The sequence below is a fragment of the Oribacterium sp. C9 genome, assembly GCF_002007235.1.
Classification (GTDB): domain Bacteria; phylum Bacillota; class Clostridia; order Lachnospirales; family Lachnospiraceae; genus Oribacterium.
The window spans coordinates 32,606-45,333 of sequence record NZ_MUHW01000018.1 but is presented as its reverse complement, the minus strand read 5'-3'; the positions used below and the strand labels follow the sequence as shown (position 1 = coordinate 45,333).

14 protein-coding genes and 1 riboswitch are annotated in these 12,728 nt (G+C 41.9%); of the genes, 2 read left to right on the top strand and 12 right to left on the bottom strand.

The window, feature by feature from the left end; genetic code table 11:
* Positions 1-30: 30 nt before the first annotated feature.
* The 7 genes from BXO88_RS11665 to BXO88_RS11635 form a co-directional block, all read right to left on the bottom strand.
* Entirely contained in the window at positions 31-861 is an 831-nt protein-coding gene (locus BXO88_RS11665; RefSeq protein WP_078037905.1) for a TlyA family RNA methyltransferase, read from the bottom strand.
* Positions 862-950: 89 nt separating this feature from the next.
* Positions 951-2,837, bottom strand: coding sequence for a 1-deoxy-D-xylulose-5-phosphate synthase (dxs, locus tag BXO88_RS11660; RefSeq protein WP_078037904.1), 1,887 nt, complete (start codon positions 2,835-2,837; stop codon positions 951-953).
* 21 nt (positions 2,838-2,858) lie between these two features.
* Entirely contained in the window at positions 2,859-3,842 is a 984-nt protein-coding gene (locus BXO88_RS11655) for a polyprenyl synthetase family protein (RefSeq protein WP_330395150.1), read from the bottom strand.
* Positions 3,820-4,062, bottom strand: a complete 243-nt coding sequence (locus BXO88_RS11650) for an exodeoxyribonuclease VII small subunit (protein ID WP_078037903.1) — start codon at positions 4,060-4,062, stop codon at positions 3,820-3,822. Before BXO88_RS11650 ends, BXO88_RS11655 begins: the two co-directional genes overlap by 23 nt.
* A 1-nt stretch (position 4,063) precedes the next feature.
* Positions 4,064-5,401, bottom strand: coding sequence for an exodeoxyribonuclease VII large subunit (xseA, locus tag BXO88_RS11645; protein ID WP_078037902.1), 1,338 nt, complete (start codon positions 5,399-5,401; stop codon positions 4,064-4,066).
* Between the two features lie 3 nt (positions 5,402-5,404).
* Complete coding sequence (gene nusB, locus BXO88_RS11640; protein WP_078037901.1) at positions 5,405-5,953, bottom strand: transcription antitermination factor NusB; 549 nt, start codon at positions 5,951-5,953, stop codon at positions 5,405-5,407.
* 129 nt (positions 5,954-6,082) lie between these two features.
* Positions 6,083-6,466: an Asp23/Gls24 family envelope stress response protein gene (locus tag BXO88_RS11635; RefSeq protein ID WP_078037900.1), complete on the bottom strand. Its 384-nt coding sequence runs from the start codon at positions 6,464-6,466 to the stop codon at positions 6,083-6,085.
* A 310-nt stretch (positions 6,467-6,776) separates the two neighbouring features.
* Between BXO88_RS11635 and BXO88_RS11630 the strand changes: the two genes are divergently transcribed.
* Positions 6,777-7,397: an NUDIX hydrolase gene (locus BXO88_RS11630; protein WP_078037899.1), complete on the top strand. Its 621-nt coding sequence runs from the start codon at positions 6,777-6,779 to the stop codon at positions 7,395-7,397.
* 125 nt (positions 7,398-7,522) lie between these two features.
* On the opposite strand, the gene BXO88_RS11625 is transcribed toward BXO88_RS11630, so the two are convergent.
* Positions 7,523-8,071, bottom strand: a complete 549-nt coding sequence (locus BXO88_RS11625; protein ID WP_242945213.1) for a ComEA family DNA-binding protein — start codon at positions 8,069-8,071, stop codon at positions 7,523-7,525.
* A 111-nt stretch (positions 8,072-8,182) separates the two neighbouring features.
* Positions 8,183-8,280: riboswitch (TPP riboswitch) on the top strand.
* A 95-nt stretch (positions 8,281-8,375) separates the two neighbouring features.
* Here BXO88_RS11625 and BXO88_RS11620 point away from each other — a divergent pair.
* Positions 8,376-8,915 (top strand): energy-coupled thiamine transporter ThiT, encoded by a 540-nt coding sequence (locus tag BXO88_RS11620; protein WP_078037897.1) that lies wholly within the window; start codon positions 8,376-8,378, stop codon positions 8,913-8,915.
* Between the two features lie 279 nt (positions 8,916-9,194).
* Here BXO88_RS11620 and BXO88_RS11615 read toward each other — a convergent pair whose 3' ends face one another.
* The 4 genes from BXO88_RS11615 to thiD form a co-directional block, all read right to left on the bottom strand.
* Positions 9,195-10,025, bottom strand: coding sequence for a hypothetical protein (locus BXO88_RS11615; protein WP_078037896.1), 831 nt, complete (start codon positions 10,023-10,025; stop codon positions 9,195-9,197).
* A 124-nt stretch (positions 10,026-10,149) separates the two neighbouring features.
* The gene (locus tag BXO88_RS11610; protein ID WP_078037895.1) at positions 10,150-11,115 is read right to left on the bottom strand and encodes a hydroxyethylthiazole kinase; all 966 of its coding nucleotides are present in this window, start codon (positions 11,113-11,115) and stop codon (positions 10,150-10,152) included.
* 154 nt (positions 11,116-11,269) lie between these two features.
* Entirely contained in the window at positions 11,270-11,818 is a 549-nt protein-coding gene (thiW, locus tag BXO88_RS11605; protein ID WP_242945212.1) for an energy coupling factor transporter S component ThiW, read from the bottom strand.
* A gap of 80 nt (positions 11,819-11,898) precedes the next feature.
* Positions 11,899-12,699, bottom strand: coding sequence for a bifunctional hydroxymethylpyrimidine kinase/phosphomethylpyrimidine kinase (gene thiD / locus BXO88_RS11600; RefSeq protein ID WP_078037894.1), 801 nt, complete (start codon positions 12,697-12,699; stop codon positions 11,899-11,901).
* Positions 12,700-12,728: the final 29 nt, after the last annotated feature.

Below are 12,728 nucleotides of genomic sequence, written 5' to 3'. Positions count from 1 at the left end.
CTATGGTTTTTGACCCGTAATGATACAGGCTCATTTCACATCCAGCATATCGTGTGATGCGTTTACAGTCTTTTCAGCCATATCATGTATCCAGAGGAGATCTGTATCTTCTCCTGCCTCTGCATCTTTTCTAAGCATCAGCTCTGCAAGATACTCTATATTTCCTTCAGGTCCCTTTATAGGACTGAAGGTCAGTCCCTTCAGCTCGTAGCCAATGGAATATGCAAATGACAGGGTCTTTTCGATGACCTCCACATGTACCTTCTTATCCCTTACTACGCCCTTCTTTCCTACCTGATCTCTGCCGGCTTCAAACTGAGGCTTTATAAGACATACAACCTGACAGTCATCAGCTATCAGTGTTTTAACAACAGGCAGAACAAGCTGCAGGCTTATAAAGCTTACATCAATGGACACAAGACTTGCGGTTTCTCCAAGATCCTCAGGCTTTACATAGCGGATATTGGTCTTTTCCATGCAGACAACACGTTCATCATTACGAAGCTTCCAGTCAAGCTGACCATGCCCTACATCTATGGCAAAAACCTTCACCGCACCGTTCTGAAGCATACAGTCTGTGAAACCTCCGGTACTGGCTCCTATATCGAGACATACCTTCCCGTCACATGATACTCCGAACTCCTTTATGGCTTTCTCAAGCTTCAATCCACCTCTTGAAACATAGGGAAGAACATTCCCTCTCACTTCTATAGGCACTTCAGGATCAAAGGTAGTTCCTGCTTTATCTTCTTTTTGTCCGTTTACATAAACGATACCTGCCATGATGGTACGCTTGGCCTTCTCTCTAGACTCGGCCAGACCTCTGTTGACAAGTAACACATCAAGTCTTTCTTTTTTCAAAATCTATTCCTCGATCGATATGGATCCGTTACTTATAAAAACACATGAATGATCTTTGAATGATCATAAATCAGTGGCATTTATGGTGATCATACAGTCCGATCATCAGACCCAAAATCTATTATTCCTTTTTCGTTTAAAAGTTTCATGATGGATTCACTGTCTATTCCGAGTCCTTCACGAAGCTTTGTTACATCTCCATGCTCCACATACTTATCCGGAAGAGTTATGGTCACCACCTTCACCTCCGGGTGATTCTCCAGAATGTAGCTTTCAACCTGTATGCCGAAACCGCCCTGCTTTACATTCTCTTCCAATGTGACGATCACCTCATGATCAAGTGAAAGGAGATCAAGCATATCGGTATCTATAGGTTTTACAAATCTTGCATTAACAAGAGTAAGATCATAGCCTCTCTTCATGGCTTTATCACGTATATGTTCTGCTGTCGAAACCATGGAGCCTGCTGCAAGAAGAGCGATCTTTTCGCCCTTGAACAGCATTTCAGCCTTCCCGAATTCTATTGGTGATGAAAACTCACTTAAGCCCTGATAAGCCACTCCTCTTGGATACCTTATACTTACTGGCAGCGGATATTTCATGGCAAATTCCATCATCATCTCAAGCTCATGTGCATTCTTTGGTGCCATGACCGACATATGCGGAATAGATGTGAGGTAACTGTAATCAAAAATACCCTGATGAGTTTCACCGTCTGAACCTACAAGTCCGGCTCTGTCTATACAGAAAACAACCGGCAGCTTCTGGAGACATACATCATGAACTATCTGGTCATATGCTCTCTGTAAAAAGCTGGAATACACAGCTATGACGGGCTTCAGACCATTGGATGCCATTCCTGCCGCACAGGTCACAGCATGCTGTTCCGCGATTCCTACATCAAAAAAGCGGTTTGGAAAATCGTGTGCAAATCTGCTCAGACCGGTTCCGTCAGGCATGGCCGCAGTTATGGCAACGATCTTCTTGTCCCCCTTTGCAAGCTCGCAGATCTTATCGGAAAAATACTCAGTATAGGTTTTACCCTTATTGGATATAGGCTTACCTGAGTGAATATCGAAAGGAGAAACACCGTGATACCTGGATGGATATCTTTCTGCAGGCTTATAGCCCTTACCCTTTTGTGTAAGTACATGAACTATAACTGCATGATCTATCTTCTTCGCCTCATTTATGGTTCTCTCAACCTCTTTTATATTATGACCGTCTATAGGTCCGAGATATGTTATACCCATATCCTCAAAGAACATACCCGGGATAACAAGCTGTTTAATTGAATTCTTTGCCTGCTGTATGTGCTTGACAAGCTTTTCTCCAACTAAAGGAAGCTTCAGAAGTGTCCCGCCCACATCAACCTTTAGCCTGTTGTATCCCTTTGCAGATCTGATACCGTTAAGATACTTTGAGATACCACCCACATTCTGGGATATAGACATGTTGTTGTCATTGAGAACTATGATGAAATTCTTTTTCATGCGGGAAGCATTATTAAGTCCCTCATAGGCGAGACCTCCGGTAAGAGCTCCATCTCCTATAACAGATACAACTGTGTATTTTTCACCCTTGATATCTCTGGCTGCCGCTATACCGAGCCCCGCCGATATGGATGTAGAACTGTGTCCTGTGCCGAAACAGTCATATGGGCTTTCAGAGCGCTTGGGAAATCCGCTCATACCATGATACTTTCTCAGACCGTCAAAATTATCTTTTCGCCCCGATAATATCTTATGAGTATATGCCTGATGTCCCACATCCCAGACCACTTTGTCCTTAGGAAGCTCAAGAGCTCTGTATATACCTATAGTCAGATCAACCACACCAAGATTTGATGCAAGATGTCCTCCACACTCCGAGGTCTTCTCTATAATAAATTGTCTGATTTCGGACGCAAGCTGATTAAGCTGCTGTTCATCCAGCCCTTTCAGATCTTCCGGTCCATATATATCATCAAGTAACATTTTATACTTTAACTTTCCAATCTACTTTTTTCTATTGATCAACATATTCGTTAATTCTATAAGGAATCGTCTGCAATCATCATTTACTTCAGTGAGATTTTGAAGCTCCAAAACAGCATTTTCTGATAAACGCTCGACTTCTTTATGAGCATCTTCGAGGCCATATATGGAAACATATGTGGTCTTATGATTTTCATCATCAGAATGTATAGGCTTCCCCAGAACCTCTACTGTACTTGTTTCATCCAGGATATCATCCTGAATCTGAAATGCCACTCCTATCTTTTCTCCTACATCAGCCATCTTCTCAAGCTCTGCATCTGTGGCACCGCCAAGAACCGCTCCTATCATAAGCGAAGCCTGTAAAAGAGCACCTGTCTTAAGCTTATATATAAACATGAGCTGCTCATCAGAAAGCGGTTTTCCAGTCATCTCCACATCCACGACCTGACCGCCGAGCATACCGTATACTCCTGATTTTTCTGAAAGAATGTTAAGTGCCTTCACAAAAGAAAGGGTATAGGCATTGAACGTTTCAGCACTTGCCTGAAGGCCAGCGGAAAAAAGTTTCGTAAGCTGTTCACGGAAGATCCTTGTTGTTAACTCAGTGGGATAAATAAGCAAAGCATCCCCGCAAAGTGTCCCCATGGCTTCCCCGTATTTATACCATGTAGACTCTCTTCCGCGTCTGTACTTGTCTCCATCCATACATGGAAGATCATCATGGCAGAGACTTGCGGTATGTATCATCTCCATGGCACATATAAAGCTGTTGAGCACAGGACGCATGAACGCATCCCATTCACTTCCGTATCTGTCCTTATAGAGTTCATAACTCTTAAGGATCAGAACCGGTCTTATGCGCTTCCCGCCTGCTTCCAGTGAATATGTAATGGATTCCATCACCGTTGACTGAAAGCCTTCAACCTTCGGAAGTTCCTTTCTGATTATTTCATTTATGGATCTAACTGTTTCTTCAAGTTCATGAGAGAATTCCATCTTCATCCAACACCTTTACCTGTTTTTCAATCTTATCTATACTTTCACCTGCATCCTTTAGAAGACCTACACCTTTTTTATACATTTCAAAGGTCTTTTCAAGGCTGTCTTCATTTTCCATTTTTTCTATAAGCTCATCCAATTCAGAGAACACTTCGTTTAAAGGCTTTCTACTTTCCTCGGATGCTTCTGTATTGATTTCCTTGCTTTTGGTTCTGCCGGCCATTTCAACCTCCTGAATTTATATCCTCTATACGGCTTCTTAATGTTCCGTCCTTCAAGGTAGTAGTTATCAGATCACCTTTTTTTATCTTCTTCACACTGTCAAGCTTATGACCCTTTTCATCCTGAACGAAGCCATAACCACCGGACAGCTTCCGTACGGGACTTACAGCTTCAAGTCTCTCAGTATTCAACAAAAGCCTGTGATGTGCTTTATCGAGACTCTGTTTCATAAGTGATGGCATACGCTCATAATCTCTCAGGCGATTTTTGACTGCATACAGTCTGTCGCTCATATATTCACGTAAAACATCATACTTTCTAAGCTTTTCTTTCTCTATAGTCAGTCTGTCCTGTATACGCCGCTTTAATTCATTATGATAAAGTATTTCTTTTTTGTGGTATTCGTTGAGAATATACTTTGGATTAAGCTGATTTATCCTCAGCTTATACATAGCAAGCTTCTGTCTCGTATCCTGAATATGTTCATATAAGACCGATTCAAGAGTAGCCTTATATCCGGCCAGATCATCCGTGAACTTTGTGTAATCAAAAACAGCCAGCTCGGCACCGGCACTTGGTGTCGGTGCCCGGAGATCAGCCACGTAATCAGCTATGGTTGTATCTGTCTCATGACCAACCGCACTGATTATAGGTGTATCTGCATCGAATATTGCCTGAGCCACAGCCTGTTCGTTAAAAGCCCAGAGATCCTCAATGGAACCTCCTCCTCGACCTACGATGATAACATCCAGATTCATGAGATCCAGAGTCTTGATACCTCGGATGATGGACTGAACTGCACCATCACCCTGGACCAAAGCCGGATACAGGGTGATGTCTACATAGGGATTTCTTCTTTTTGCTATCTGGACTATATCCCTGACAGCAGCCCCTGTCTTTGCAGTCACCACACCTATTTTGGATGCATATTTAGGAATCGGCTTTTTATACATAGGGTCAAACATACCCATCCCGGAAAGCTCCTTTTTGAGCTGCTCAAATCTTATGTATAGATCTCCGACTCCGTCTGCAGTAAAGCTTTTGGCATAGATCTGGTAGCTGCCGCCTCTTTCATAGACACCCACATTACCGGTACAGAGAACGCTCATACCGTCCTCTAATTTAAACTGAAGCCCCGCACGATCCCTGACGAACATGACGCCGGAGATCTGCGAAGCTGTATCTTTTAATGTAAAGTAAATATGACCTGAAGTGTGGTACTTCAGGTTCGATATTTCTCCTTTTATTGTGATGCCGGATAATGCAAAGTCCGTAGCGAACATATTGCCTATGTAGCTGTTGACCTGCGATACCGTATATGCCTTGTTAAGCTGACCCATCTTTTATTTATTGTTCTTATTGATAAGAATATGAACACTCTTGCCCTCAGCAGACTTCTTTTCTGTCACCTCACCCTGCTGCTTGCGCGGTGCCTTTTCAACCCTCTTTGACTCACGTGTACTGTCTACAAGTCTCGCAAGGACACCGTTTACAAAAGAGCCTGATTCATTGCCGCCATACTTCTTGGCAAGCTCTATAGCCTCGTTTATGGCAACCTTCTCAGGAACCGCTTCATCGAAATTAATCTCATAAAGTGCAAGACGGATAGCCGTAAGATCTGTCTTAGTCATACGATCTGTCTTCCAGCCATCGGCACTTGAATTGATCTTCTCATCAAGTTCAGGAATCTTATCTACGATCTTCTGTACTGATGACTCCAGATCCTTCTGCTCCTCTTCTGTGAGGTTCTCGATCTTGATCAGATTATCACCATCCTCGTAGTCAGGTGACTCAAAGTAACGCTCCATCTGTGAAGGAATCTCGTCTCCAGGGTAAAACTGTGTGGAGAAAAGAAGTTTAAACTTATGATCTCTTTCTTCTCGCTTATTCATACTTATCCTATCTAATAATATTTTAAATGTACTGTGGTTTATCAATGCATAAATGCCGCAAATACGGCATGATGCCAAAGCTTCCTGCTTAAGCCATGCTATGAATAAACCGGTTATTTATCCGGATCGTTAATCCTCGTTTGTAACAACTCCCGAAATCTTGATGTTAACGTCAAGCACATTGAGACCGGTCATAGACTCAATAGCCTGAGCTACTTTATCCTGAACATTCTTTGATACTTCAGGAATAGAATAGCCATACTTGACATTGAGACTGAGATCAACGGAAACATGACCCTCCTCAATGCTTATGGAAACACCCATACCGAGATCCTTAATACCCATTCTGGATATAATCTCACCTGACCATCCTCCATTCATGGAATCAACACCTTCGGTCTCTGTTGCAGCAATTCCGGCAATGACAGCTACAACTTCATCGGCGATAACAACCTGTCCGTTGTCATCCTTCTCATATACAACATGTGTTGCTCTCTCTAACTTCTGTTCCATAAAGAACCTCCAATATAAGTTGTGCAAATGCACATTTTACATATTTATATCTGATTTGTACAGATTAATTTGAATTTTTGATACTTTTGTCATGAAGTCCATCTACCACTTATGCTCGTACACAAACGATAGATGGACCTATGACGCTGAACACATCATACCATATTTATCTATTTTATGCATTTAAAAATCTTTTTTGTATATTTTTAAGTAATATGAGTTTATTATATATATTAAGAAATATCAGTCCTCTGCATAGGCTCAGGATACGTGAAACGTGAAAAACAGACAACATAGGGGAGGTTTAAACATGGAGTTCAAAGGCATCAAGCACATCGACAGCGGAAATTTTATTCACAGGTATGATATTCAGTATGAGACCAGAGACCATAAGGAGAAAATATATGAGATAGTCAGTCGTGATCCGGATATCACCTCTTTAGAGGAGCTTTCCGATTGGAGCAGTAAAACTGTTTGCATAATCGGTCTTTCCCGCAACCATAACCGTATTCTTTTAAACAGAGAGTACCAGATGGCCATCGGAGACTGGGTGTATAATTTCCCGTCAGGTCTTATAGATAAGGGTGAGACTCCTACTGAAGCCGCCAAAAGGGAACTTATGGAGGAAACCGGTCTTCATTTCGTAAAGCGTATCGTTCGATTAAAGAGCAGCTTCAATTCTATCGGTCTGTCCAATGAATCAACATCCTGCGTTATCGCCATAGTTGACGGTGATATTCAGGGTAGCGATTCTAGTTTTGAAGAAATACAAGGCGTATGGCTCAGCAAGAACGATGTCAAGGAGCTTCTTAAAACCGCAAAAATGTCAGCAAGAGCACAGCTCTTCTGTTTCCTTTGGGTTTACGGAGATCTGTCCCTGGACAGATTCTATGAAGAGCAGGAAGATTTCGGAAAAGGAAACCTGAGATAACACAGCTGCCGCATATGACATAAACTTAAATCATTAAATCAGATTCATTTCGTCCGTCCGGAAGAGATTATCTTCCGAACGGGCTTTTTTGTTTCATGTCTGCGGAGCTTTGTCAATATCTGACTTTATACGGTGATATGATCCTTCAGCTTTTCAAATGTTTTATCTCCTATTCTTTTGACATTTTTTATCTCTTCTATGTCTGCAAAGCCGCCATACTTTTCTCTATATTCAATTATATTCTTGGCTGTAGCGGGTCCAACCCCCGGAATGGATTCCAACTCCTGTAAACCTGCCTTATTGAGATCAACCAATGAAGAACGCTCCATGGCTGATTGCGGAGATATATCTGAGGATATTTCCCCCGATTCAGCAGTTTCCGATTCCTGACTATATAATTCCGACGTGCTGACGGATCCCTTTATTTCTGTATCATATTTCTCCTTTTTTAAAATATCTCCTTCTTCCGGCATTTTCGTAATACCATGAATATCGGATTCCACATCTTTATCATCATAATCTGATTCCTCACTGTAGATCCTGATAGAAGCTGTATCTTCTGCCCTGCCCATGGTCACATACCATATTCCGCTTGCAAGCATGAAAAGGATCATCAGTAGCCGTTTCACTTTTTCGAGTTTTTCTCTTAATTTGTTTTTTTCTTTTTTTGTCATGCTGTATCCACCTCTTTTTTGCATTTTATTTCATAATTTTATTAATATTATGTTATGGACCATAAAAATTAACATTGACAGCTTTTTTCTCCGGCGTATAATTTTCTATGAATAAAACGCTAGGGGCGCATTTGCTGAGATGATCTTTTGATCAACCCTTTTTACCTGATCAGGTTAATACCTGCGTAGGGAAGCAATATAAGTAAGTATCACAGTTCTTTTATGTGATTCTCGCATGCCCCTCCATAGATAACGTCTATCTTTCAGAATATTGGATGACGTTCACATCAAGGAGGATTTTTTTATGTCAAAAAACATCAAAACACTTGTCTACTGTTCTGCCTGCATCGCACTTTTCACCATCTCGTCCATGATACCTGTCTTTAGCCTGCCAACCGGCGGTTCGGTAACCCTCTTTTCCATGCTTTTCGCGACACTTCCAGGTTTCTTCTTCGGACCTGTGGCCGGAATAAGCAGTGGTGTTGCCTGCGGTGTTCTCAATTTCATACTTAAACCGTACATGCTGACACCCGTTCAGGTTATTCTCGACTATATACTTGCCTTTGGTGCATTTGGATTATCAGGCTTCTTTTCAAATAAGGAGAACGGACTTACACGAGGCTATATCCTTGCCTGTATCGCCAGATGGTTCTTCTCCTTCCTGTCAGGCTGGGTTTTCTTCGGTGAATATGCGTGGACCGGCTGGAATCCTGTGCTTTACTCTGCAGTCTATAACATCATTTACATAGGTGCAGAAGCTGTGATAACTTTAGCTGTCCTTCATGTTCCTGCCCTTTTAGATGCATTTATGAGAGTAAAATCCTCTGCAACTGCCGCGAACTGAAGACTGTAAATACGTTTAATTCAATTATGATTCTTAACCTTAATATATCTGATAATGGAATATAACTGCGAATGCAGTCATCGAAAGATCCGCATGTGCGGCATCCCGGATAATGAAAAACCGGAACAATTCTGAAAATATTTTAAAGATTAGCCCATCTTTTACGACAATACAAGATGACTTTATATAAATTCAGAAAACTTTTAGAAAGAAAAAAGCTGAAAGCATCATCTTTTATGATCATGCCTTCAGCTTTTTTAAACTCAGTAAAAATTTATATCAGTTAACCACAGCTCCGTCAGCTCCAACATAATTGGTTCCGTAAACGGAATCTGTAACGTAGGTATTAACATCCATAAATCCTGTTGAATTGAGATGATAGAATTTACCGTTTGATACTACCCACTTATCCTTTACAAGCTGACCATCCTCGAGATAGACCCATCCATAGCCCCAATCCTGCCATCCTGTTGCAGGAGCCTGAGCCTGCTCTGAAGTCTTTGAAGCCTGTCCTGCTGCAGAACCGTTCATGGCAGCTGCAGGTGTAGATCCTGAAGCATTGGCAGTATTTGATGATGAAGCTGAAGAAGCACCGGGTCCCTTTGAAGAACTTGAACCGGAGCTTGAGCCTGAAGAGCTGCTTGTTGAATTACTTGAAGCAAGATTCTTCAGATACTCGCTGTCGATCTCAAGCGCATCTGATTCTGAAGATGACTTTTCATCCTCTCCCTTGTTCTTCTTTCCTGATGTGATCTTGAAAGTATAAGATCCTGTTTTGTTGATCTTCTTTATATATGATGTCAGTTCTTTTCTTCCGGCTGTGGTTGTTGTTGTGATACTTCCTACAGATGACTGCTTCTTCTCATCAACTGATATGGAGATGTTGGCATTTGCCTTGTCATCTGACTCTGACCATACGGCAAAAACATGTGTCTTGCCATTGCTGTCTATTTCCTCATCCCAGGCTGCAGCTGAGATACTGTAGTTCTTTTCTTCTTCCTCTTCCTTTTCCTTTGCAAATGAAGAGATCTGACCAAGATATGCACCTGCCGGTGTAGATGTGACAAGTACAGCCGTCATAAGGGCTGCTGAAATTTTCTTTAACTTCATGTTTTTCCATACTCCTTGCTTTTCAGTAAGATATAAACTTTTCTTATACTATTCTACATACTGGCGAAGAAAAAACAATTTACAATGAAATTAAATTAAACTAATGAATTATTACCTTAAAATTTCAATGCTTAAATCCGGAAAGCTGATCCATGAACAGCACCCTGTAGCTGCCTGTTCCGAAGGTTCCGTATGGCAATGTCTCCATCTTTCTCAGATAATTCAGATTGGCTTCAGCTCTTTCCGCTGCTGCATCTATGTATCTCACTGCCGATACACAGGCTTCAAAATCTGATATTTCCGATACAATTTTTTTTACAGTTTCCGACTGTATTTCCTGTTCATGATGAGCTTTATCTACTGGCATACACTTTGGATGTTTTTTTTGATTTTCAGGATTTTCAATTTCCCTGTTATACATCCTGGCGCCGGCTATAAATGCAGTCATGACCACAGAGGACATACATCCGGTCCCCGTTACTCCAGACATCTCGGAGGAGCCTCCGTCTATGACAGCTGTATCATCGCAGGATGCGACCAGATCTGTCTTCCCGGAGCAAATAAGTATAAGCTGATGTACCGCACCTTTGGTCTCATATCTTTCTTTTTGCGCCCTGCAAAAATCCTTCATCTCTGAAAGTAAGCTCTCGTCGGAAGCATTGGCATCAAACCGTACAGAATCAACGCCTGTCTCGGTTTTTTCATCCCTGATCATGGCTAGTATCTCAGAACGATTGCCTCTTATAGCTGTAGGATAACAATTCTCAATAAGCTTCTTCAGAAAATTCCTTCTATGTGCGGATCCCGAAACTCCAACCGGATCGATAAGGAGCGGGATACCCAGGGTAAAGGCTTCTTTACCGCTCAGAAGCATGGATTCATAGTATTCCGTAGCACCTAGATTCAGTTCAAGTCCATCACTTCCCGATGTTATCTCCATAGCTTCCTCGGGTGCATGAGACATGACAGGGCGAGCGCCTATGGCAAGTAAGGCGTTCGCACAGTCATTGACAGTCACATAGTTCGTTATGGAATGAATGAGGGGTCGGTGTTTTTTGATTATGTCTGATATTTCAGTTGATAAATCCATGAATAATTACCGACAGATCTCTGAATCTATCGATACTCCTTTTGCTGCAATTTTTTTGAAAGTGCAATTTTTTTGAAAGTACAATTTCCGATCATGATATGATAAAAAAACTCTTAAACCAGCGTATCACTGATCCGGATCTAATAAAAAACTCTTAAACCAGCATATCTCTGATCCTTTCAATGAGACCGAGCTGCCTAAGTGCCATGGTTATGACTATGGCAAGTACGGTTCCTCCTATGGTACTTATAAGGAACGGAATAACAAATGTGAACACACCTGCCGAGCTGTTCCCCATTATAAATGCTGCAACCGGATATGAAAGGACACCTCCTATCACACCCGTTCCGAAAACCTCGCCGACATAGGCTGCAGGCATCTTTTTGAAGGTCTTAAACAGTATCCCTGAAAGGAATGCTCCACACATTGAACCAGGAAAAGCAAGGAACGAACCAAGCCCCATGAGATTTCTGATGAGACTGGCAACAAATGCGGCTCCCACAGCATATCCTGGGCCTAAGAATATAGCGCATAGAACGTTTACCAGATGCTGTACAGGTGAACATTTGGCACCGAATACGGGTATGGAAAATGTAGAGCCCACCACAGCGACAGCCGCAAAAAAGGCAGCAAGAGCCAGTTTCTTTGTGTTGATATAGGTCGTTCCCTTCATCTCCAGTGTTTCCTTTTTAACATTATTCATTTTGATCTCCATTCCAAGGAGCAGCAATAAACACAAGTTTTTATACGGGAATTGTAATCATTTTACCGATGCCATAAGGATCAATTGTCTTTGTATTCACCTTTTACGGCAAAGCCGTGATCCATAGGTCCTGAACCCTTTCCGATATCAAGCATTGCAGCCAGAGCTCCGGAAATATAGTTTTTTGCGTAGCGGACAGAAGTTTCAAGATCATATCCTTTTGCAAGATTCGAAGCTATTGCTGATGACAATGTACAGCCCGTACCATGAGTGTTCGGATTATTTATACGTTTTCCATTGAACCATATATATCCGTTTTCCGAATACAGTAGATCATTTGCATCATTAAGGTTATGTCCTCCCTTGCAGAGAACTGCACAGCCATATTCCTCAAAAATCTTTTTTGAGGCTGAAACCATATCTTCAGGGCTCTCTATCTTCGTTCCGGAAAGTACCTCTGTCTCAGGTATATTCGGAGTTATGACAGTTGCTATAGGAAGTAAGCTCTCCTTCAATGTAGTTATGGCTTCTTCTGTGATGAGTCTCGCTCCGCTGGTTGCCACCATAACAGGATCAACAACGATGTTTTTTGCCTCGTAGAATCTAAGTCTCTCTGCAATGACCTCTATAAGTCCTTTTGATGATACCATTCCCGTTTTGACCGCATCCGGGTAAATATCAGTGAATATACAGTCCAGCTGCTCCTTTAAAAATTCAGGACTGCTTTCCATAATGTCAGAAACACCGGTAGTATTCTGGGCAGTCAATGCCGTTATCGCACTCATGGCGTATACATGATTTGCGAGCATTGTCTTGATATCTGCCTGGATGCCGGCGCCTCCGCTGGAATCACTTCCTGCGATTGTTAATGCTGTTCTCATTACTACTCTCCTTCCACTTTGGGAATATC

Excerpts from the sequence above, each read along its gene's own strand:
- dxs (WP_078037904.1), bottom strand. The coding sequence starts at position 2,837 with ATGTTACTTGATGATATATATGGACCGGAAGATCTGAAAGGGCTGGAT.
- BXO88_RS11655 (WP_330395150.1), bottom strand. The coding sequence starts at position 3,842 with ATGAAGATGGAATTCTCTCATGAACTTGAAGAAACAGTTAGATCCATA.
- BXO88_RS11650 (WP_078037903.1), bottom strand. The coding sequence starts at position 4,062 with ATGGCCGGCAGAACCAAAAGCAAGGAAATCAATACAGAAGCATCCGAG.
- xseA (WP_078037902.1), bottom strand. The coding sequence starts at position 5,401 with ATGGGTCAGCTTAACAAGGCATATACGGTATCGCAGGTCAACAGCTAC.
- nusB (WP_078037901.1), bottom strand. The coding sequence starts at position 5,953 with ATGAATAAGCGAGAAGAAAGAGATCATAAGTTTAAACTTCTTTTCTCC.
- BXO88_RS11635 (WP_078037900.1), bottom strand. The coding sequence starts at position 6,466 with ATGGAACAGAAGTTAGAGAGAGCAACACATGTTGTATATGAGAAGGAT.
- BXO88_RS11630 (WP_078037899.1), top strand. The coding sequence starts at position 6,777 with ATGGAGTTCAAAGGCATCAAGCACATCGACAGCGGAAATTTTATTCAC.
- BXO88_RS11625 (WP_242945213.1), bottom strand. The coding sequence starts at position 8,071 with ATGACAAAAAAAGAAAAAAACAAATTAAGAGAAAAACTCGAAAAAGTG.
- BXO88_RS11620 (WP_078037897.1), top strand. The coding sequence starts at position 8,376 with ATGTCAAAAAACATCAAAACACTTGTCTACTGTTCTGCCTGCATCGCA.
- BXO88_RS11615 (WP_078037896.1), bottom strand. The coding sequence starts at position 10,025 with ATGAAGTTAAAGAAAATTTCAGCAGCCCTTATGACGGCTGTACTTGTC.
- BXO88_RS11610 (WP_078037895.1), bottom strand. The coding sequence starts at position 11,115 with ATGGATTTATCAACTGAAATATCAGACATAATCAAAAAACACCGACCC.
- thiW (WP_242945212.1), bottom strand. The coding sequence starts at position 11,818 with ATGAATAATGTTAAAAAGGAAACACTGGAGATGAAGGGAACGACCTAT.
- thiD (WP_078037894.1), bottom strand. The coding sequence starts at position 12,699 with ATGAGAACAGCATTAACAATCGCAGGAAGTGATTCCAGCGGAGGCGCC.